The 19,537-nt window shown below is 69.5% G+C and carries 22 protein-coding genes; 6 read left to right on the top strand and 16 right to left on the bottom strand.

Annotation, left to right across the window (positions count from 1 at the left end; translation table 11 throughout):
* Nucleotides 1-112: 112 nt before the first annotated feature.
* Nucleotides 113-874 carry a hypothetical protein gene (locus ABFX51_RS33705; protein ID WP_091508925.1) on the bottom strand — a complete coding sequence of 254 codons (762 nt, stop codon included), beginning with the start codon at nt 872-874 and terminating at the stop codon, nt 113-115.
* Between the two features lie 151 nt (nt 875-1,025).
* On the opposite strand from ABFX51_RS33705, the gene ABFX51_RS33700 reads away from it, so the two are divergent.
* Nucleotides 1,026-2,042 (top strand): phosphatidylinositol-specific phospholipase C domain-containing protein, encoded by a 1,017-nt coding sequence (locus tag ABFX51_RS33700; RefSeq protein ID WP_091508927.1) that lies wholly within the window; start codon nt 1,026-1,028, stop codon nt 2,040-2,042.
* An 18-nt stretch (nt 2,043-2,060) separates the two neighbouring features.
* On the opposite strand, the gene ABFX51_RS33695 is transcribed toward ABFX51_RS33700, so the two are convergent.
* From ABFX51_RS33695 to ABFX51_RS33685, 3 genes are all read right to left on the bottom strand, one after another.
* Complete coding sequence (locus ABFX51_RS33695) at nt 2,061-3,071, bottom strand: NADP-dependent oxidoreductase (protein ID WP_091508929.1); 1,011 nt, start codon at nt 3,069-3,071, stop codon at nt 2,061-2,063.
* A gap of 304 nt (nt 3,072-3,375) precedes the next feature.
* Complete coding sequence (locus ABFX51_RS33690) at nt 3,376-3,813, bottom strand: SRPBCC family protein (protein WP_091508931.1); 438 nt, start codon at nt 3,811-3,813, stop codon at nt 3,376-3,378.
* Between the two features lie 46 nt (nt 3,814-3,859).
* Nucleotides 3,860-4,774 (bottom strand): ABC transporter substrate-binding protein, encoded by a 915-nt coding sequence (locus ABFX51_RS33685; protein WP_091508934.1) that lies wholly within the window; start codon nt 4,772-4,774, stop codon nt 3,860-3,862.
* Between the two features lie 107 nt (nt 4,775-4,881).
* On the opposite strand from ABFX51_RS33685, the gene ABFX51_RS33680 reads away from it, so the two are divergent.
* Together ABFX51_RS33680 and ABFX51_RS33675 are read left to right on the top strand one after the other, a co-directional pair.
* Complete coding sequence (locus ABFX51_RS33680) at nt 4,882-5,565, top strand: ABC transporter permease (RefSeq protein ID WP_091508936.1); 684 nt, start codon at nt 4,882-4,884, stop codon at nt 5,563-5,565.
* Entirely contained in the window at nt 5,541-6,281 is a 741-nt protein-coding gene (locus ABFX51_RS33675; RefSeq protein ID WP_091508938.1) for an ABC transporter permease, read from the top strand. Before ABFX51_RS33680 ends, ABFX51_RS33675 begins: the two co-directional genes overlap by 25 nt.
* On the opposite strand, the gene ABFX51_RS33670 is transcribed toward ABFX51_RS33675, so the two are convergent.
* The 12 genes from ABFX51_RS33670 to ABFX51_RS33615 form a co-directional block, all read right to left on the bottom strand.
* Nucleotides 6,217-7,644, bottom strand: a complete 1,428-nt coding sequence (locus ABFX51_RS33670) for an aromatic amino acid lyase (RefSeq protein WP_091509361.1) — start codon at nt 7,642-7,644, stop codon at nt 6,217-6,219. The two genes, ABFX51_RS33675 and ABFX51_RS33670, sit on opposite strands and share 65 nt — an antisense overlap.
* 41 nt (nt 7,645-7,685) lie before the next feature.
* Nucleotides 7,686-8,237: a YbaK/EbsC family protein gene (locus ABFX51_RS33665; RefSeq protein ID WP_091508940.1), complete on the bottom strand. Its 552-nt coding sequence runs from the start codon at nt 8,235-8,237 to the stop codon at nt 7,686-7,688.
* Nucleotides 8,238-8,277: 40 nt separating this feature from the next.
* Nucleotides 8,278-8,574, bottom strand: coding sequence for a DUF2516 family protein (locus tag ABFX51_RS33660; protein WP_091508943.1), 297 nt, complete (start codon nt 8,572-8,574; stop codon nt 8,278-8,280).
* Nucleotides 8,575-9,419: 845 nt separating this feature from the next.
* The gene (locus ABFX51_RS33655; protein ID WP_091508945.1) at nt 9,420-10,034 is read right to left on the bottom strand and encodes a hypothetical protein; all 615 of its coding nucleotides are present in this window, start codon (nt 10,032-10,034) and stop codon (nt 9,420-9,422) included.
* The gene (locus tag ABFX51_RS33650; RefSeq protein WP_091509364.1) at nt 10,012-10,413 is read right to left on the bottom strand and encodes a helix-turn-helix domain-containing protein; all 402 of its coding nucleotides are present in this window, start codon (nt 10,411-10,413) and stop codon (nt 10,012-10,014) included. Before ABFX51_RS33650 ends, ABFX51_RS33655 begins: the two co-directional genes overlap by 23 nt.
* A 527-nt stretch (nt 10,414-10,940) precedes the next feature.
* The gene (locus ABFX51_RS33645; RefSeq protein ID WP_091508947.1) at nt 10,941-12,218 is read right to left on the bottom strand and encodes a glycosyltransferase; all 1,278 of its coding nucleotides are present in this window, start codon (nt 12,216-12,218) and stop codon (nt 10,941-10,943) included.
* Nucleotides 12,219-12,320: 102 nt separating this feature from the next.
* Nucleotides 12,321-12,956: a P-loop nucleotide/nucleoside kinase family protein gene (locus ABFX51_RS33640; protein WP_091508949.1), complete on the bottom strand. Its 636-nt coding sequence runs from the start codon at nt 12,954-12,956 to the stop codon at nt 12,321-12,323.
* Complete coding sequence (locus tag ABFX51_RS33635; protein WP_245783134.1) at nt 12,957-13,277, bottom strand: TFIIB-type zinc ribbon-containing protein; 321 nt, start codon at nt 13,275-13,277, stop codon at nt 12,957-12,959.
* A 43-nt stretch (nt 13,278-13,320) separates the two neighbouring features.
* Nucleotides 13,321-15,561, bottom strand: coding sequence for an FtsX-like permease family protein (locus tag ABFX51_RS33630; protein WP_091508951.1), 2,241 nt, complete (start codon nt 15,559-15,561; stop codon nt 13,321-13,323).
* Entirely contained in the window at nt 15,558-16,235 is a 678-nt protein-coding gene (locus ABFX51_RS33625; RefSeq protein ID WP_091508952.1) for an ABC transporter ATP-binding protein, read from the bottom strand. Before ABFX51_RS33625 ends, ABFX51_RS33630 begins: the two co-directional genes overlap by 4 nt.
* Nucleotides 16,232-16,756: a PadR family transcriptional regulator gene (locus ABFX51_RS33620; protein ID WP_091508954.1), complete on the bottom strand. Its 525-nt coding sequence runs from the start codon at nt 16,754-16,756 to the stop codon at nt 16,232-16,234. The genes ABFX51_RS33625 and ABFX51_RS33620 overlap by 4 nt, the downstream gene beginning before the upstream one ends.
* A 54-nt stretch (nt 16,757-16,810) precedes the next feature.
* Nucleotides 16,811-17,179, bottom strand: coding sequence for a VOC family protein (locus ABFX51_RS33615; protein WP_091508955.1), 369 nt, complete (start codon nt 17,177-17,179; stop codon nt 16,811-16,813).
* A gap of 91 nt (nt 17,180-17,270) precedes the next feature.
* Here ABFX51_RS33615 and ABFX51_RS33610 point away from each other — a divergent pair, with 91 nt between their 5' ends.
* From ABFX51_RS33610 to ABFX51_RS33600, 3 genes are all read left to right on the top strand, one after another.
* A complete protein-coding gene (locus tag ABFX51_RS33610) occupies nt 17,271-17,786 on the top strand; it encodes a CGNR zinc finger domain-containing protein (RefSeq protein ID WP_091509365.1) in 516 nt (171 codons plus the stop codon).
* Nucleotides 17,787-17,914: 128 nt separating this feature from the next.
* Nucleotides 17,915-18,790 carry an SMP-30/gluconolactonase/LRE family protein gene (locus ABFX51_RS33605; protein ID WP_177228754.1) on the top strand — a complete coding sequence of 292 codons (876 nt, stop codon included), beginning with the start codon at nt 17,915-17,917 and terminating at the stop codon, nt 18,788-18,790.
* Nucleotides 18,781-19,533, top strand: a complete 753-nt coding sequence (locus ABFX51_RS33600; protein WP_346056155.1) for an SDR family NAD(P)-dependent oxidoreductase — start codon at nt 18,781-18,783, stop codon at nt 19,531-19,533. The genes ABFX51_RS33605 and ABFX51_RS33600 overlap by 10 nt, the downstream gene beginning before the upstream one ends.
* Nucleotides 19,534-19,537: the final 4 nt, after the last annotated feature.

Here is a 19,537-nt window from a genome sequence, read left to right as displayed (position 1 = left end):
ACCCGTCCCCTCACCTCAGGCCCTCACCCACGTCACCAACGTCACGACCCGCAACATCTAGGCCTGACCCTCGCCCGACCACCACCCCTCGCGGACACGCTTCGCGTGGCAGCTACACCAGCCAAGTTCCCAAGACGGCGAGCGCGTAGAGCGCCGCAGCCGCCTGGACCACCCGCGTCCTGCGCCGCTCGGACCAGGTGGTGAAGCGCAGCAGCCAGGCCAGCGCCGGGAGGACGAGGATCGCGTGCATGGCCACCGCGTGCACCGGTTTCAGCCCGCCCGCCGTGGTGTATGCGAGCTGTGGATCGCCGCTGCGGGAGAGCCGGACGCCGTCGGCGATCATGAGCGCGCCGACCGCGAGCGACGCGACCAGCACGACGAGGCCGAACCGCAGGGCCAGCAGCATGCTCGGGGCGAGTCCACTCGTTGTACGCAGCGCGGCGACGGTGAACCCGCCGACGGTCAGGATGATCACCGCCCCACCGAGCGCGAGCGTCATCGAGACGACCGTGTCGAAGCCGGTCTCGAAGTTGAAGTGTGACGGCACCCCGCGCCAGACCTGCAACGTCACGAGTGCGACCTCGACGACGCTCACCGCCGTGAACGCGCCCAGCAGGAACGTGCGCGTCCGGTCGGGCAGGCGCAGGAAGGACGTCGCCCAGGCGAGCGTGGCCAGCGTGAGCCCGAAGGACAGCCCGAACGTCATGGCCTTGCGGTAGGACAGCGGTCCCTCCCACGTCGCGCCCGAGGCGAGCAGCACCCCCAGGTGGACCAGACCACTGAGCAGCAGCACGGCGGCCACCGCATACGCGGTGCGTTCGACGGGGCGGGCGCGCGCCGTGGCGAGTTCCCGTTTGACAGCTGGGATCGTCATGCCGTTGATGCTGGGCGTTTTCCGGCTCGCTGACGTCACCCTACGAACGGCTCTGCCGCGTACGTTCCCCGCCGTATTACCTTCCGGTCAGACGTGAATCATTTTCCGATAAGGCAGGTCGGCCAGGGTTTTCCCGACGGAAGGAGACCTGATGAGGTTGGTCCGAGTACTGGGAACCCTGCTGGCCGCGGTGCTGGTCGCCGCCCCGCAGGCGCACGCCGCCGACACCGGCGCGCTCAAGCTGTCGCAGGCGACGACAGTCGGTGTGCACAACACGTATGACAAGGCCGCGTACAGCTACCTCGCGCAGGGGCTCGACGCCGGCGGCTCGCTGGTCGAACTGGACGTCTGGGACAACATCCTCACCAAGACCTGGCAGGTCAGCCACTCCAACCCGCTGGGCAACGACAACAACTGCGTGCCGACGTCGAACCTGTACGGCGGCAGCCAGAACCAGTCGTTCGGCACCTGCCTCGCCGACATCCGGACCTGGCTCGCGGCGCATCCCGGGGCGGGCCCGATCATCGTCAAGGTGGAGCTGAAGCTCGGCTTCGACGACCGGGACGGCATGGGACCGGACGAGTTCGACGCCTACGTGAAGGCCAACGCGGGCAACGCCTTGTTCAAGCCGGCCGACCTCATCGGCTCGTACTCCACTTTGGACGAAGCTGCCCGGGCGAACGCGTGGCCCAGCCGCAGTGCGCTGGCCGGGAAGATGATCCTCGAGGTCATCCCCGGCACGGTCGAGCAGTCCAACCCGACGGACACGCTGCACACCGACGTCGAGTACGCCACCTACCTGAAGAACCTCAAGGCCGCGGGTAACCTCGGCAACGCGACCGCGTTCGCGAGCGTCCTCGGCGCGAAGTCCGGTGACCCGCGCACCCAGTACGCCGACACGTCGATCCGGCCGTGGTTCGTGTTCTTCGACGGGGACGCGAGCACGTACGTCGACGGCGGTATCGACACGTCGTGGTACGACACCAACCACTACTTCCTGATCATGACGGACGCGCACAACGTGTCTCCGGCGATCTCGTCCACCACACCCAGCGTGCAGGAGGCGACCGACCGCGTGACCCAGCTCGCGGCCCGGCACGCCAGCCTCGTCAGCTCCGACTGGCGGACGCTGACGAGCGTGCTGCCGATGGTGCTGCCACGCGGCTGACCCGGGCGGCCGGAGCGGTCACAGGCGGACGAGCATCTTGCCCGTGTTCGCTCCGGCCAGCATGTCCAGGAACGCCTGCGGGGCGTTGCGGATGCCCTCGACCACCGTCTCCTGGTGCTTGAGCTGCCCGCTGCGCACCAGCGGCGCGACCTCCGCGAGGAAGCGTTCACGCAGGTGGAAGTGGTCGCCGACGAGGAAACCGCGGATGGTGAGCCGTTTGCCGACGACCTTCGTCAGGTTGCGGGGTGCCGCGGGCGGCTCGGTGGCGTTGTAGGTCGAGATCATCCCGCAGACGGCGAAGCGGGCGTGGAGGTTGGCCGCCTCGATCGCGGCTTCGAGGTGGTCGCCGCCGACGTTGTCGAAGTACACGTCGATGCCGTCGGCAGCGGCCTGCGCGAGCTGCTCGGTCACGGGCGCGTTCTTGTAGTTGAACGCCACGTCGAAGCCGAGGTCCTCGCGCAGGTGGCGGACCTTGTCGTCCGAGCCGGCGCTGCCGATGACGCGGCCCGCGCCCTTGAGCTTCGCCAGCTGCCCGACGACGGAGCCGACCGCCCCGGCCGCGCCGGACACGAAGACCGTGTCGCCTTCCTTCATCTGGGCGACGTCAAGCAGTCCGGCATACGCGGTCAGGCCGGTCATGCCGAGAACCCCGAGGTACGTGCTCAGCGGTGCGGCTTCCGGATCGACCCTCGCGGCGTGCGCGGCTTCGACGACGGCGTGCGTGCGCCAGCCGAGCCCGTGCAGGACGACGTCACCGCGCGCGAATCCGTCCACTGTGGACTCCAGCACCTCGCCGACCGCGCCTCCGTGCATGACCTTGCCGACCTCGTACGGCTCGGCGTAGGACTTGGCGGCGCTCATCCGCCCGCGCATGTACGGGTCGACGCTGATCTCCAGGTTGCGGACGAGCAGCTGGCCCGGCCCGGGGCGCGGGACCTCGGTGTCGACGATGGTGAAGTTGTCCAGCGTCGGCCACCCCTCGGGGCGGGACGCCAGCCGGACCTCGGTCGCGGTGGTCGGACTGCTCACCGTGGAACTCCCTCCGTCACTGCTTCGTCGGGGCTACCCACACTCGCCCCGCCCGCACCCCGGCTGCCCCGTTCGGGGGTTCGGGCGGCTGCCCGAGGGGCAGGTCACCGGGCCGCTCCAGTTTGGAGCCGCCTTCCCGGCCAGGGCCTCGGGCGGTGGGCGGGATTCCGCCAGCCGACTGGCGGCCGCCTTCGCCGCATTGTTGCGAGCACGCCCGCCCACCAGTCACCGCATCTCGGCTATCCGGCGTCGATCACACCGCAGCCACCTCGGCCGAGCCGGCGACCCGGCCTCGGGCGGAGGCTCAGGCCAGGGCGGCGAGCTTCCCCAGCACCCCGTCGTAGATCCGCTTCAGACCTGCGGGCGCGAAGGTCTTCTCGAAGAAGCCACCGATGCCGCCCGCGCCCTGCCACGTCGTCTCGATGCGCACGACGCTGCGGCCGGCACCGGCCTCCCGCACCGTCCACGTGGTGACCATGCTGGAGTTGGCGTCCGTCTCGACGAGCTTGCCCGGCTCCGGCTCGGTCACGGTCGCCGCCACGTCACGCACCCGCTTCGACGTGGCCTGCAGCTTCCACCTCGCCTTCGTGCCCGCGCCCTGACCGCCCTCGGTGACCTCGTAGTCCCGGTACTGCTCGGTCAGGATCTGGGGCCGCGTACCGGCGTAGTCGGCGACGAGCTCACGCACCTTGTCCACCGGTGCGTCGATCGTGCGTTCCGCGGTGGCCGTGACCTGCGCCATGTTCACTCCCGAAGTCCGTCGTGGTGTTCGACCGCGACTCTAGTGATCAGGCCAGCCCCTGCTTGGCGAGCCAGTCCTTCGCCACGTCCTGCACCGTGTCCCCGTCGGCGTCGACCTGCTTGTTCAGGTCACGCAGCTCGGCCGTGGTCAGCTTCGCGCTCACCGCGTTGACCGCCGCCGCGAAGTCGGCACCCCGCTCGTCGAGCACCTTCTTGTTCACCGCGGGCACGATGTTCTCCGTCGCCACGATGCTCAGGTCGTCCTGCAGCACGGTGTACGCCGGGTCCGCGGTCGGCGGGCTCACCGAGTCGACCGGGATCACCGTGACCGCGCCGGACTTCAGCTGCTCCAGCCGGGGACCGGCCTCCTGGATGCTCTGGAACGTGACGTTCAGCTTGTACGTGTCACGGAAGCCGATGAAGCAGTTCGCCCGCGTGCCGCACTCCGGCGGGCCGCCGAGCACGACCTTGTCCAGCTTCTTCAGGTCGCTGATCTTCGTCAGCCCCTGCTGCTTGGCCAGGTCGGACTTGACGATGTAGGTGTTCTTGTTCTCGGCCGGCGCGTAGTTCAGCAGCCCGACGCCGGACGGCGCGAACAACTCGGCGAGCTTCGCGTGCTCCGAGTCGGCGTCCTTCGGGGCCTGCTCGTTGAACCCGCTGCTGATCGCGGCACCCTGGTACTCGGGGATGAACTGCAGCTCGCCCGACTTCAGCGACGGGTACACCAGCTCACGCGAGCCGATGTTGAACTTCCTGGTCACCGGGTAGCCCTTGGCCTCCAGCGCCTGCGAGTACAGCTCGGCGAGTATCTGGCTGTCGGTGAAGTTGAACGACGCCACCACGATCGGGCTTCCGCCCTTGCTCGGCGCGGCGGACTGGTCGCTGCCCCCGCCACAGGCCGCCAGCCCGAGCACGGCGGCGGCCAGCACCACCCCGGCCCGCAGACCCCTTGTCCAGCGCATCCTCTGCTCCACCCTCCGGTCGATCGGTCGGTCAAGACCCTAGCGGCGCCCACCGACAGAAACCACATGATGGGAAATCGCTCCCCTTGACCACCTATGCTCGCCGAGTGGACCGAATCGTGCTGGCCGAGTCCGACCGGCCGCTGTTCGAGTGGCGGTGGGTGGACCGCAACGCCGATGCGATCCTGCAACGCCTCGGTGAGCACTTGGCGCTGACCGCGACGGCGCTCGCGGCCGGGCTGGTCGTGTCGATCGGGCTGGCGGTGCTGTCCCTGCGCTGGCGCTGGTTCTACCCCGTTGCGCTGTCCACAGCGGGCGCGCTGTACGTCGTGCCGAGCCTGGGCGCGTTCGCGCTGCTCGTGCCGTTCTTCGGGCTGTCGTTCACGACCGCGGTGATCCCGCTGGCCACCTACACGCTGCTGATCCTGCTGCGCAACATCGTGACCGGCATCCAGCAGGTGCCCAACGACGTGCGCGAGGCGGCCGTCGGGATGGGGTACACGCGGGCGAAGCTGCTGGTCCGCGTCGAGCTGCCGCTCGCGCTGCCGGTGGTGATCGCCGGGCTGCGGGTCGCGGCGGTGACGACGATCGGGCTCGTCACGGTCACCTCGATGCTGGGCATGGGCGGGCTGGGGTTCTTCATCAGGGCGGGCATCCAGACCACGACGCCCAACCCGACGGCGATCATCGTCGGCATCGGGCTGTCGATCGTGCTGGCCGTCGTGGTCGACTTCCTGCTCTGGCTGTCCGAACGGGCGCTGGCCCCGTGGGCGCGGAAGGGGCGGGCGTGAGCATCTTCTCCGAGGCCTGGGACTGGCTGGGCCAGCCGAACCGGTGGAGCTGGACCGACCCGGCCGGTATCCCGTACCGGACGGTCGAGCACCTGAGCTTTTCGGCGCTGTCACTGGTGGTCGCGGCCGCGCTGACGGTGCCACCCGCGCTGTGGCTCGCGCACTCCCGCCGCGGCGCGTTCCTGTCGAGCACCGTGGTCAACCTGGGGCGCGCGATTCCCAGCTTCGGGTTGATCATCCTGTTCTGGTTCCTCGCCAGCCGTTGGGAGCTGAACACCGACTTCTGGCCACTGCTCGTCGCGCTCGTCGCGCTCGCGCTGCCGCCGTTGTTCACCAACACCTACGCGGGCGTCGTCTCGGTCGACGCCGACGCGGTCGACGCGGCGCGCGGCACCGGGTACACCGAGGCGCAGATCATGTTCCGGATCGAGCTGCCGCTGGCGCTGCCCGTGATCCTCGCGGGTGCGCGCGTGGCGTTCCTGCAGCTCGTCGCCACGGTGGCGATCGGCGCGATCGTGAACGACGGCGGCGGGCTCGGGCGCTACATCGTCGACGGGTTCGCCCAGGGCCGCGCGGGTTACGGCGAGATCCTCGCGGGCGGGGTCGCGGTCATCGTGCTCGCGCTCCTGTGCGAGGGCCTGTTCGCGCTGGTCATCCGCTGGGCGGTGCCCAGGGGCCTGGCGCTGCGGAACGCAAGGCAGCCACAAGTGCTGTGAGCTCCGGGCCGAGCGAACGGTCCTCGGCGACGGGCGGCACCCGTTCGGCGAGCCACTCCCGCTGAGTTGTGAGCGCGGGCGCCCCGGGTTCGCCACGCAGGACATGGGCCTGGTGCGCGGTGATCAGCTCGCAGGCGGTGATGACGAGCAGGTGCTCCAGTGCGGCGCGGAGCTGCTCCCCCGCCTGCAGGGCGAACACCTGCACGTCCTCCTGTCCCGATGACGTGTCGAGGGCCCCGATCGAGGCTGGGCCGGCGAGACGGCGCAGTGCATGCAGCTCGCCCACAGCCCGTTTGTGCAGCGGCGCCAGCCCTGCGTGCGGTCCGGGATCGGGCGTGAGCTGCGGGGGTAGTCCGCTGAAGCGCTCGTCCAGGAGGCGGTGCACGCGTTGCACGCTGATCTCGCCGACGTGCACCAGCGCGGCGGTCGCAGCGTCGATCCGCAGCCCGAGCTCGGCGGCGTGGAACCCCGTCGTCGAGACGAACTCGCCGTCGACGAAGGCCGGGGAGTCCGTCGGCGTGGCGAGGCGTCGTTCGGCGGCCGCAAGGAGTTCATCGGCGGTATGCAGGCTGTATGCAATCGCTGGCGGCCCCACCCGGACGGAGACCGGGGCCTGCACGACGTCCCGCCGGGTGCCGCCTTCCGTGAGTGTGGTGATGCGACGGAGGACGGCGGCGAGAACCGGGTCGGGCCCGGCGAGTTCCGGTCGGTAGATCCCGCGTGGTGCGCCGAGCGCGTCCACGGTGAGGGCCAGCGCCAGCGTCTGGAGTTCGAGGATCCGCTCGGCGGCGGCCGCGCGGAGGATCGCGTGCGCGGTGGCGATCGGGCTGCCCTGGATGAGGGTCGCACCTTCCTTCGGGCCCGGCCGATACGGCTCGGCGCCCCGCGCCGCGAGCGCGTCGGCGGCGGATTGCCCATCGAGCATCGTGCCGAGGCCGAGGAAGGTCTGGAACGCGTGGGACAGCGGGATGATCTCGCCCGCTGCGCCGTTGCCGGTTGCGGGGACGGCGGGCACGAACCCGTCATCGAGACGCGCGACGAGGAACCGCACGGCCTCCGCGCTCGCACCGGCCTCCGGGGCGAGCAGGTCACGCAGCCGCACGGCGAACAGCGCACGCACGTCCTCGGCGGGCAGCCAGGGCGGCCCGCCGACGGCCCGACCCACGAGCAGGCGCGCTTGGTGGGCAGCCTGTTCCTCGGCCGTGAGCCTCCGGCCGGCAAGCCTGCCCATGCCTGTATTCACACCGTATACAGGTTGTACACCGGTTGTGAGCGCGTTGAGTACAGCCTCACGCTGTATGGAGACCGTATACAGGAGGTCGTCGGTGAGCTGGACGCGCTCTCCGGCGGCGATGCGGCGGATCGCCGACGCGTCGAGGTCGGCTGGAGCGCGGACGACGACGGTCACGCGACGGGCTTGGCGAGGTCCTCGATGACTTCGGCGCCGGGCAGGGACGCGAGCAGCTCGCCCGTGACGAGGAGCTTGCCGCCGCGGATGCCGCTGCCGATGACGAGTTCCGGCGAGTCGGCGACGGCCTTGTCGATCAGGATGGGCCAGCCGGCGGGCAGCCCGACCGGGGTGATGCCGCCGTAGGCCATGTCGGTCAGCTCGACCGCCTCGTCCATCGGCGCGAAGGAGGCTTTGCGGACGTCCAGCCGACGCTTGATCACGCCGTTCACGTCGGCGCGGGTGGTGGCGAGGACGAGCGCGGCGGCGTACCGGACCTCGCCGGCGCGCTTGCCCGCGACGATCACGCAGTTCGCCGAGGCGGACATCGGTGAGGAGTACGCCTCGCAGAACGCGGCGGTGTCCGCCAGGTCCGGGTCGATCTCGACGACGCCGACGTCGTGGCCGTCCAGTGTGGCCAGCGCCTTGGCGACGGGCTCGGCGAGCAGGTCGGTGCGCTGCTCGGCCGGTTCGACGGTCAGGGTGCCCGAGATGGTCCAGTTCCTCATGGCACGAGATTAGGACGCGCCGGGGAGCGGCGGCCGGTGGCTACCAGTTCTTGCCGCCGCGCTGGACCTCGATGAGCTTGGGGCGCACGTCCACGAGGTAGACGAGGACGGCGACGATCCCGGCCAGCCAGAACAGCGTGCCCGCGCCGCCGAAGGTGAACAGCCCCATGGCGACGGTGCCCGCGCCGGTGATCGCCAGCCAGATGGGCTTGGTCTTGCGGTCGGCGGCCGTGAAGGCGTCCGCACGCTGCAGGAGCGCGTGGAAGAACGCGCCGAGGCCCGCCAGGGTCCCGGCCCAGCTGATGACCAGCATGATCCATTGCGCTATGGGCGGCACGGTTTCAGCCTACGTCCCTTCACCCCTGCCTGACGTCCCTGCTGTGACCAGAATGCCACGAACGCCCCGTTCAGCACACGGGGCGCGGTGCGGGTGGCGGCGGATGCGCCGGGGGTTCGGAGCGGTGGGTGTGGGTGGTGTTGCCGGTTGCGGACCGGTGGGTGGGACCCGGTGGGGGCTCCGGGGGGTGGGCTTCCTCGCGTCTGGGGTGGGGCGGGGTGCTGGGTTCGGGCCAGACCGCGGCTCGGTACCGGGGGCGGGGCGGGCACTTCCGGTTGCGGATCGGCGCCCGGGCTCGGTGAGTGGCTCGCAGCGGTGGGTGGAACTCCGCCGTGGCGGGACGTCGGGCGCAGTGCGGGGGTTTGCGCCAGAAACGCGGCTCGGTACCGGGGCGGGAGCGGCACTTTGGATGCCGATCGGCGCCCGCGCCCCGGTGAGTGGCTCGCAGCGGTGGGTGGAACTCCGCCGTGGCGGGACGTCGGGCGCAGTGCGGGGGTTTGCGCCAGAAACGTGACTCGGTGCCTGGGCGGGGGCAGCGCGTCGGTTGCGGAACAGCGCCCGGGCCTCGATGGGCGGCTCGCGGCGGTGGGCGGAACTCCACTGACGCGGGTGGCTGGGCGGGGGTTTGAGGCGGCTCGAGTGGAGATCTGGGTCTGGCGGCAGACGACAGGCCCCTGGCGTCCCATGCCGCGCGGGTGGTGGTAGCGGGGTCGGCGACGGAGGGGCAAGCGGTCATCGCCATCGCGGCATCGGCGGAAATGCCAGGCGCCCTCCGGAGATTCAGGCCTGTACGCGAACGCGCGGCGCGCCGTCCACTGGGGACAGACGCGCCGCGCGGTTCGGGGTCACTTGTCGGCGGAGCCGCTCGCGGGCTTCTTCGTCGTCGCGGTGGTGCGGCGGGTCGTGGTGCCCGTCGACTTGCGGGCCGGCGTGGTCTTCGCCGCCGGCTTGGGCGCCACGGTCTCCTCGGCGTCCTCGATCTTCGACGCGACCTCGGAGCTCTCCACGGCGACCTTGGCGCCACCCTGACGGGTCTTCTTCGCCGCCAAGCCCAGCACCTCCTCGACCTTCTCGCGGGCCTCGGTGCTGACGCCCTCGACCTGGTCCAGCACGGCCTTCACGCGCGGCTCGGCCAGGAACTTGTCCCACGCCTGCTCGCCCGTCTCGGCCAGCTTGTTGTACAGCCGCAGCGCGGCCTCGGTGTAGTCGTCGACCAGCTTGCGCAGCTCGGCCGGGTCCAGCTTCTCGCGCAGCGTGGTCACCTCGGAGGGCAGCTCCTCCAGGTTCTTGCGCGCGACCTCGCCGCTCTCCGTGACGCGCTCCTTGGCCTTGCCGACGGCCTCGGCGACCGCCTGGCCCGCCAGGTTGCCCGCGCCCAGCGCGGCCAGCAGCGGCGTGCGGAGCTGCTCCACGGCAGTGTTCACGACCTTGCGCACGTCATCGGTCCGGGTGCTCGCCATGATGCTCACTCTCCTTGGTGGGATCGTCCGGCGTGTGGTTGTTCTCGCGGCGGAAGGACTCGTACACGTCGAGCAGGACCTGCTTCTGCCGCTCGGTGAGCGCGGCGTCGGCGCGGATCGCGTCCGGCACCGGGCCCCCGGTCGGCAGATCGAGGATGCCCGCCTGCACGTACAGCGCCTCCGCCGAGATCCGCAGCCCCTTCGCGATCTGCTGCAGGATCTCCGCGCTCGGCTTGCGGACCCCCCGCTCGATCTGGCTCAGGTACGGGTTCGACACCCCGGCGAGCTTCGACAGCTGCCGCAAAGAGATCTTCGCGTTGTTGCGTTGCTGCCGGATGTACTCACCGATGTCGGAAGCGATGTGGCCAACCTTCTCCATCGGCCCCGCCTGCGAGCCTTCGAGGTCTCCCTCGTCTGCCATTCGGCTCATCTCCTCGCGACACCTCCCACGGTACGCCCCACTGCTAGCTCTTGCAAGCACCCTGCTTGCAACCATCGGGCGAGACTCGGGTCACGATCCGAACTGTAAGCGCACGACACAGCTGTCGATCACGACCGTGGCGCGGATGATGACGGGTCGGCGCGAAGGAAGCGAGGACGCGAAATCCCCAGTCCCTGCAGCGCCCGGAGGAGCCGGAGGATCAGCGTTTGATCGGCCACCCCAAGGGTCGCACCAAGGGCTATGCGCGCCCTGGCCCTGGTCTTCCTCGGCACCGATCCCCAATAGCGACGAGGAGCTAAGCAACACCCACAGACACTGACCGAGATCGCAAACCAAAGCGCGCGACACGGGACGTCCTAGGGCTTCGCAAGCAACTGTTGAACGAATTGCAGCATGTGCTGCCGTGGGCGTTCACCGCTAGCAGACAGTTTAGAACAAACACAGGCCGACCGCTCAACCTGACATCAGAGTCCGCGTTCGCCGATCTGCTCGAGGACACGTACCGCCTCAGCAATACCATCTTCTTCCGCGATGAGCTTCTGCAAGGTTGCAGATCGGTCTGCATAAGAATTTCGATCAAGGACTTCTGATATCGCTTTCGACAGTCTGTCGACGCTCATCTTGGACTGCAACACCGGGGGCGTCGACACTCCGATTTCATACATCCTTTCGGCCGTGTGCCTGTGGACGAAGACGAACGGGCAGACCACCTGGGGGCGACCGGCTTCGAGCGCGAGTGAGGCGGTACCCATCCCGCCATGGTGCACGACAGCACTAACCCTGGGAAAAAGCCACTTGAACGGCACTTGTTCAACATAATAGATGGAAGGGTCTTTCTCCTCAGGAAAAGCGATACCACTCCCACCACGGGCCACCACGGCGCGTACACCCAACCTCTTCACCGCGTCAACGATGATCCGTGCGGTCTTGCTCGGATCTGACCCCACAATACTGCCGAACCAGATGTAAATTGGCGCTGGGTCATGGTCGAGGAACTCGACAAGCCGCTGCGGGGGATCCCAGTTTTCCGGCGGCGATGCGGACCAGAACCCCGTGTTGTGCACCCAACTCGGGTAGTCGAGGTTCGGCGGAAGCACGTGTCGACTGACCGGCTGCAGTATGCTGGTCGCACGCCCATCAGCCTGGCGCAAGGGATTGTTGTAGTGCGGTCGCCAGCTTAACCCCAGCTTCTTCTGCCGCCACTTCCTCGTACTGCCGACAAAGATCTCCCGCAGGAACGTTGACCACGGATAGGTTGCGCGATTGAGGCGCCGAGGTACTCGAACAGGGAAACCAGCATTGGGAAAACTTGAGGTGGGCGCCCAAAAGGGCCCCAGGCATACCGCAATAGAAGGGACGCCCAGTCTTTCTGCTATCTGCTGCCCTTGTTGAATCGGAGAGTGGAGAACCACATCCGCTCCATCATCCGACGCTGCCAAGTAGTCATCCAGAACCGAGGTTATCAGGTTTCTGTAGAATCCTCTGAACTCAAGCGCAAACCGCGGATTCCAAAGAGCATGATAATTTGTGTCGTACGCTCGGCGGAAGACGTCCGAGGTCACCCAGCCAGTCGATATCCCTTGGAGCGGAAAATGCTCCGCACCAGTAGAGGTAACCGTCTTCTCCAGCTCCGCAGAGCACGCCAGTCGGACTTCGTGACCGGCACCCACCAGACCTCTGGCCAACGCGACGAACGGTTCCACATCTCCTCGCGTACCGTGGGCGAGAAGCAAAGCCTTCATAAAAAATCCTCTTTCCGGAGTGCTCTTGCCATATTGCGGGAGACGTGACTACAACCAGAATCAGGGTAATAGTCCAATATAGAACCGAAAATGAGGCGTTTTCTACCTGGTTGATTCCGAGGAATACCGCTCGAACCAGCTCAGCGTGTGGTGCACGGCTTCCGGCACTGTGGCGTGGGTGGTGTCGAAGAGGGCGACGGCGGGTTCGAGGTCCGCGGCGTGCTTGCGGAGCCAGTCGTTGAACTCGAGGGTTTCGGCGATGCGGGCCTCGTCCCACTCGCGCCACGCGGGGCGCGACCGCAGGCGGCTTGCAAGCACCTCCGGGTCGGCGACGAGCGCGAGGTAGTGGATCTCCGAGAACAGCGCGCGCTCGGGCAGCGGCTCGAACTCGGGTGGCACGACAGTCCCGCACAGCACGACCGGGCGGCCGTTCTGGCCGATCATCGCGGCCATGCGCAACCAGGTCGCGCGGAACGCCGGGTGGCCGTCGACGTCGTCACGCAGGCCGGCTGTCCACAGCACGTCCTGTTCCAGCACGACGGCCCGGCCGCCAAGCCGCTCGGCGAGCGCCGGGCCGACCGTCGACTTGCCCGCCCCGCTGGGCCCGGTCAGCGCGAACAGCGGGAGGCGCCGGAACGGCCAGCGGTGACCGCACCGGTCGCACACCCGCGTCGATCCCTCGACCACCGGAACGTCTGCCCGGTCACCGCACTCGGGGCAGATGCGCGGATCGAGCACCTAGTCGAACAGGTTCTCGAGGAAGCTGCGCCTGCGATGCCCGCCGTACGGCCGCGGGGAGTCCCCGTACCCGCCCCGGTAGGGCCGGGGCGAATCCCCGTACCCGCCGCGGTACGGCCGCGGGGAATCCCCATATCCCCCGCGATACGGCCGGGGCGAGTCACCGTGGCCGCGGTGCACATCAGGGCGGTACGGCGGCGGAGCGCCGTAGTAAGCGCTTTCCGCACCGGCGATCTGCTCCAGCTCACCCCGGTCGAGGAAGATCCCCCGGCAGCCTTCGCACTGCTCGATGTGCACACCGTTCTTCTCGACGGTCCGCATCACGTTCTGGCATTTCGGACAAATCACACCCCCAGACTACGCATCACTCCATCCGCAGCGCCTCCAGCTTCGTGACCGAGCGCAGCCCCGGCACCGCCGCCGCCGACACCAGGAGGACGAGGACCAGCGCCGCGGAGGCCATCACCATGATGAAAGTCCAGTCGAGCAGCATCGCGGCTCCCGGCGTCATGATCCGCAGCAGCATCGCCGCCACCCCGATCCCCGCCCCGATCGCCACGAGAACGCCGAACACCACGGGGAGCGCGTTCTGCCACAGCAGTGAGCGGCTGAGCACTCCCCGCGGCACGCCCGCCGCTGTCATCGCCGCGAAGGGCCGGCGCCGCTCACTGATCTGCCCGATGACCAGCACGAGCATGCTGATCCCCGCCAGGAGCATGGTCAGCACCGCGCCCGCGTACAGCAGCGCCCGCGTCGCGTTGAGCATGGCCATGTCCCCGTTCTCGCTCACCGGAGCGGACACCGATGCCCGCCACTGCAGCGGGCTGACCGCCGAGCGCACGCGATCGAGTGCGTCCGGCACCGCGGGGTCGAGCAACGCCTTGATATCCCCGTAGTCGGGCCGGAGCGCGCCCGCGGCGGTGGGGGTGAGGAGGAGCTCCGCACCCTCACGCGAGCGCTGCGCTGCCCGCTCGAGGTCCGCCGGGACCGTGAACGTCTGCCCGCTCCTGGAGCCCAGCACCATGCCCGGATCCAGGTCTTCCGTGGTGAACGCGGCTCCCTCCGTGCAGCCGGACACGAAGAAATGGTGCTCCAGCAGGCGACAGGGGGCGACGACCGTCTCCACGTACTCGCCATGGGGCCCTCGCAGGGTGAGCCACCGCTCGGGCTCAGCCCAGCGCACCCCGGGGACGCCGGTCAGCAGCGCGGTGACCTGGGGTTCGACCTCGGCCTGCAGCCCGGTTTCGATCGAGACGTTCGCCAGGTCGGCGCCGTAGTAGCTGGTGCGATCGGCGTTCGCGTTGGCCTCGACCGACCAGAGCAGCGTCTGCAACGCCACGACCGCGGCCAGCACCACGACGACGCCGGCGACCACCCTGGTGGGAGTTCCGCTGTCCACCTGGAGCCGGCGCACCGCGAGCTGCCAGGCGGGGAAGCCGCCACGCAGCCGGTTCACCACGCGCTCGGTGAGCCACGGCAGCAACGTCGGCACGCCGACCAGCAGCAGCGATCCGCCCAGCAGCACGTAGGGCAACATGTCCCCAGCCGACTGGTCGCCCGGTATGGCCTTGTCCGCGAAGAGCAGGGCGACCCCGGCCACGACGAGCACCAGCCGCCACCACAGGCGCCGCCGCAACGGCTTGCCCCGCCGGAACACGGCCAGCGGCTCGACGATCAGGCTGCGGAGCCCGAGCCACGCGGAGCACACGCTGATCAACGGGATGATCGCGAAGACCAGTACGACGAGCGGCCAGTCCGGCACGAAGTCGGCCGGGTACACGGTCACGCCCGCCAGGTCCAGCCCCGCCGCGAAGGGCCGGACCACGAGGTACAGCAGCAGCCCGAGCAGCGCACCGGTGCCCGCTCCGACGAGCGACTCGGCCGCGGCGATCCGCCGGACCTGCGCGGCCCCGGCCCCCGCGAGCCGCAGGGCGGACAACCTGCGTTCGCGCTCGGGCCCGGCGATCCGGCTCGAACTCGCGACGAACACCAGCATCGGCACGAGCAGCACGAGGACACCGATCATGCCCAGGATCAGCAACTGCGGCGGCAGCGAGTCCGCGTTCGGGGGCTGGCCGAACGCGTACACCGTGTCGACGTATTCGGACTGCCGGAGCCCGCTGCCACCGGCGTACGCGATCAGCTCGTTCGGCCCCGCGAGGCCGCTGGGCTCGATGGTCCCCACGACCTGCTGGGAGAACAAGCCACGCACCCGCGGGTCTTCCCGCATCTTCTCGGCGAGCGCCGGGGACACGACGATCTGCCCCGGCGCCGGGATGGACCGCAGCCCCGGTGGCACTGGCGCGTTCGGGCCCGCGGGTTCCAGGTAGTACACCGGGAGGTCCCAGGCGGGGTGGTGCTCCAGGAGGTACACCGGCGTGCCCTGGCCCGCGGTGGTGTCCGGTGCCCTGGCGGCCACGCGGTCGGTCCGGTCACGCAAGGCGGACGCGCTGGTGACGACCAGCAGCAGGATCGCGGTGGCCAGGCCGATGCCGATCGTGGTCAGCACCAGCCGGAGCAGGGAGGCCTTCAGGGTCCGGCCGCCCCCGACGGCCAGCCGGACCCCGATGGCCAGGTCCTGCAGGCGGTGCGCGCCGCGGCTCATGCGGCCACCACCGGTTCCCGTGTCCTGCCGTCGCGCACGACCACTTCCCGGTCCGAATACGCCGCGACGCGGGCTTCGTGCGTGACCAGGACGACGGCGGCGTCGCTCTCCTTCGCGGCCCCGACGAGGAGCTGCATGATGCGCTCGCCGTTGAGCGAGTCGAGCGCGCCGGTGGGTTCGTCGGCGAAGATCACCTTCGGCCGGGTGACCAGCGCGCGGGCGATCGCGACCCGTTGCCCCTGGCCGCCGGACACCTCGCCGGGGCGTTTCGGCGCGAGCTCGGCGACGTCGACCCGCGCCATGACCTCGCGGGCCGTGGCCTCCGCCTGACGGCGGCGCAGGCCCGCGAGGCGCAGCGGGAGTGCGACGTTCTCCAGGCAGCTGAGCTCGGGCACGAGCTGGCCGAACTGGAACACGAAGCCGAACTCGTCCCGGCGCAGGGCGGTGCGCTCGGAATCGGACAGCTCGGCGATGTCCCGCCCCTGGTAACGCACCTGCCCCTCGTCGGGGCGCACGATGCCGGCGAGGCAGTGCAGGAGCGTGGACTTGCCGGAGCCCGACGGGCCCATGACCGCCACCACTTCCCCCGCGTCGATGGCGAAGCTCGCGCTGACGAGGGCCTCCGTGGGGCCGAAGGACTTGCGCAGCGCCGAGGCTGTGAGCAGGGCTGTCACCGGCGCACCTCTTCCGCCAGCTCGTTCAGCCGGGCGGCGGTCAGTTCCAGCCACCGCAGATCGGCCTCGAGGTGGAACAGGGCGTGGTCGCAGATCAGGGCGTCCGCGAGGTCACCCTTCGTCTTGCGGGTGGTCAGCTCACGCATCGTGTTCAGGTGTGCGGCCCGCTGCGCATCGAGCACCTCGTCGGCGCTGCGACCGGACAACAGCGCCAGCACGACCTTCGTGTACAGCGTGTTCTGCAGGTACAGCTCGGGTTTCTCGGGTGTGGTGAGCCACTTCTCGACGTCGGTGACCCCGGCGTCGGTGATCGCGTAGCTCTTGCGCTCCGGGCCGGAGCCCGCCTCCACCCCGGACTCGGTCACCAGGCCGTTGCGCAGCAGGCGCGCGAGCGTGGCGTACACCTGCCCGTAGTGCAGCGGGCGCTCCAGCCCGAAGCGTTCGTCATAGGCACGTTTGAGCTCGTACCCGTGCCGTGGCCCGCTTTCCAGCAGGCCGAGGAGTGTGTGTCCGATCGACATGCCACCGGACTATACACGCGGTGTATAGCATCCGTCTATACACCCAGTGCATAGCTACTGAGCTGCGACGAGGCAGAAGGGGTGCCCCACCGGGTCGGCGAAGACGTGGAAGCCCTCATGGCTGTCGTCGAGCAGTTTCGCGCCCAGCCGGAGCGCCCGCTCCTGCCCGGCGGCGAGGTCCGTGACGTCGAGGTCCAGGTGGAGCTGCTGGGGGACGTCCTGCCCCGGCCACTCCGGCGGCCGGTAGTCCTCGACCCGCTGGAACGCCAGCGTGACGCCGCCGGGACCGGACAGCTCGACCCAGTGCCCATCCTCCGCGGCGTCCAGGTCCGACCATTCGAGCAGCGCGCCGTAGAACTCCGCGAGCTCACGGGGATCCGGGCAGTCCAGTGCGACGAGACCGAAAGTGGGTACAGCACCCATGCGCTTCTCCTTCCGAGGGTAACCAGTGACCCGAGTATGGGGGTTATGCCGGAAAGGTCGCAACCGGTAATCCGCTTACACTGGTTACGTGATCGCCTCCGATGACGCCTCCCTGGTCGTCGACTTCCTCAACACGGTCGACATCGAGCGAGGGCTCGACGCGCTGGCGGACGCGGCGAAATGGCGGCAGTGGACTGAAGAGCGCGGCCTGGGCGCCGATCCCCTGCCGTTCGCGCGGGAAGTCCGCGAATCCCTCCGGGCAGCGGTCGGCGATCCGCATGCCGAGCCGGCCCGGCTCACCGTCCCGTTGGCGGTCGAGCTGACGACAGGACGGCCCGCGCTGGCGGCCACGAACGCCGTCGCCGCGGTTCTCGCGGCCGCCGTCCGGCTCACTGTCCGAGACGACTGGGAACGGGTGAAGATCTGCCTGGCCGACGACTGCCGCTGGGCCTTCTTCGACCAGTCGCGCAACCGGTCGCGGACGTGGTGCTCGATGCGCGTCTGCGGGAACCGGGAGAAGGCCAGGGCGTGGCGCGAACGCCGGAGCCCCTCGAACGAGTTACCCACAGATCAACCTGTGGATAACTCCGGATCTGTGGACAACTAGGCATCGCCGCAGGTCACCGCTATCGAGCACATTCACCCGAGCGGCGCAGCGGTCTTCCCCTGTGGATCGCTCCTTCACTCTGCTAGCGTGAAACGGCCATTTCATTCAGGGAAAACGGTGGTGACCCCTTGGCCGGACCGTCCGCCTGCGAAGTCGTTCTCGAGGCCGCTCCCGTTTCGTCGGCGGTGGCGGAACTCGGGGAATCCCCGCTCTGGATCGAGGGAGCCGGGCTGTGCTGGCTCGACGTCCCCGGACAGCGGCTCCACTCGCTGGACCTCCACGGGCGGCACCACGAGGTGGCGCTGTCCGCGCGGACCACAGCCGTCGAACTCGGCCCCGGCAGCGACCTGCTCGCCGTGACCACGACCGGCTTCGGCCGCCTCGACCCGCGCTCGGGCCAGGTCGAGCAGCTCACGGAGGTCGTCAGCCCGCCCGTCTCGATGAACGACGGCGGCATCGATGCGCGGGGCCGCGCCTGGGCGGGGTCCGCCGTGCGCGACGGCAGCCGCCGCGGGGCGCTGTACCGGCTGGACGGCGAGGTCAGCACCCACCTGGAGAACCTGTCCATGTCCAACGGGCTCGACTGGTCCCCGGCGGGCGACGAGCTCTACCACGTGGACAGCACGGCGGGCACCGTCACTGCCTGGGAATTCAGGCTCGACGCGGGCGAGCTGGGCGCGTCCCGGCTCGTGCGCCGGATCCCGCCGGAGACCGGGCTCCCGGACGGGCTCACCGTGGACGAGAACGGCGACATCTGGCTCGCCGTCTGGGGTGCCGGCCAGGTGTGGCGGCTGGACCCGGTCACCGGCGAGACCACCGCCGTCGTGCAGGTGCCCGCGTCGTGCCCGACGAGTTGCGCGTTCGGCGGCCGCGATCTGTCGACGCTCTGCGTCACGACGGCGAACCGGGGGGACACCGCCGGCGGCGGGCTCCTGTACGCCGTTGACCTTCCCGTCCGAGGTCTGCTCCCCCACCGTTTCTCCGGAGGTTTCCCATGCGTGTAGCACTGGTGACGGGCGGTTCCCGCGGTATAGGCGCCGCCTGTGCGCGGCGGCTGGCCAGGGACGGCATGGCGGTCGCGATCAACAGCTACCCCGACGGCGAACTGCTGGCGCAGGCCAAGGAGGTCGCCGAGGAGATCCGCGACAACGGCGGTGACGCGGCGGTTTTCGCGGCCGACGTGACGGACGCGGAGGCCGTTGACGAGATGTTCACCGACTGCGAGCAGCAGCTGGGACCGGTCGGCGCGCTCGTGCTCAACGCGGCCGCGACGGGACGGCTGCCGTGGGACGAGATCACCGAGGACGCGTGGGACAAGGTGTCGTCGGTGAACCTGAAAGGCGCGTTCCTGTGCTGCCGCCGGGCTTTCGGCGAAGGCCGAGGGCACGACGGCGGCTCGATCGTCACCGTCAGCAGCGTGCAGGCGAAGGTCGGCGCGCCGCAGTCACTGCACTACACGACCACGAAGGCGGGCTTGCTCGGGTTCACCCGGTCACTCGCGCGTGAACTCGGCTCCCGCGGCATCCGGGTCAACTCCGTCATGCCGGGCGCGATCCAGACCGAGGAGGAGCTGCAGGCCTTCCCGAACCAGGACGAGGTGCGGGAACGCGTGCTGGCCAAGCAGATCCTGCAACGCCGGGGGCTCGCCGAGGACGTCGCCGGTGCGGTGAGCTTCCTGATGAGCCCGGACAGCGGGTTCATGACCGGGCAGACGCTCTGCGTGGACGGCGGCTGGGTGTTGCTCTAGAAGC

Origin of the sequence: Amycolatopsis dongchuanensis (assembly GCF_039542405.1) — a bacterium.
Classification (GTDB): domain Bacteria; phylum Actinomycetota; class Actinomycetes; order Mycobacteriales; family Pseudonocardiaceae; genus Amycolatopsis_E; species Amycolatopsis_E sacchari.
This window is presented reverse-complemented; position numbering and strand designations above follow the sequence as displayed.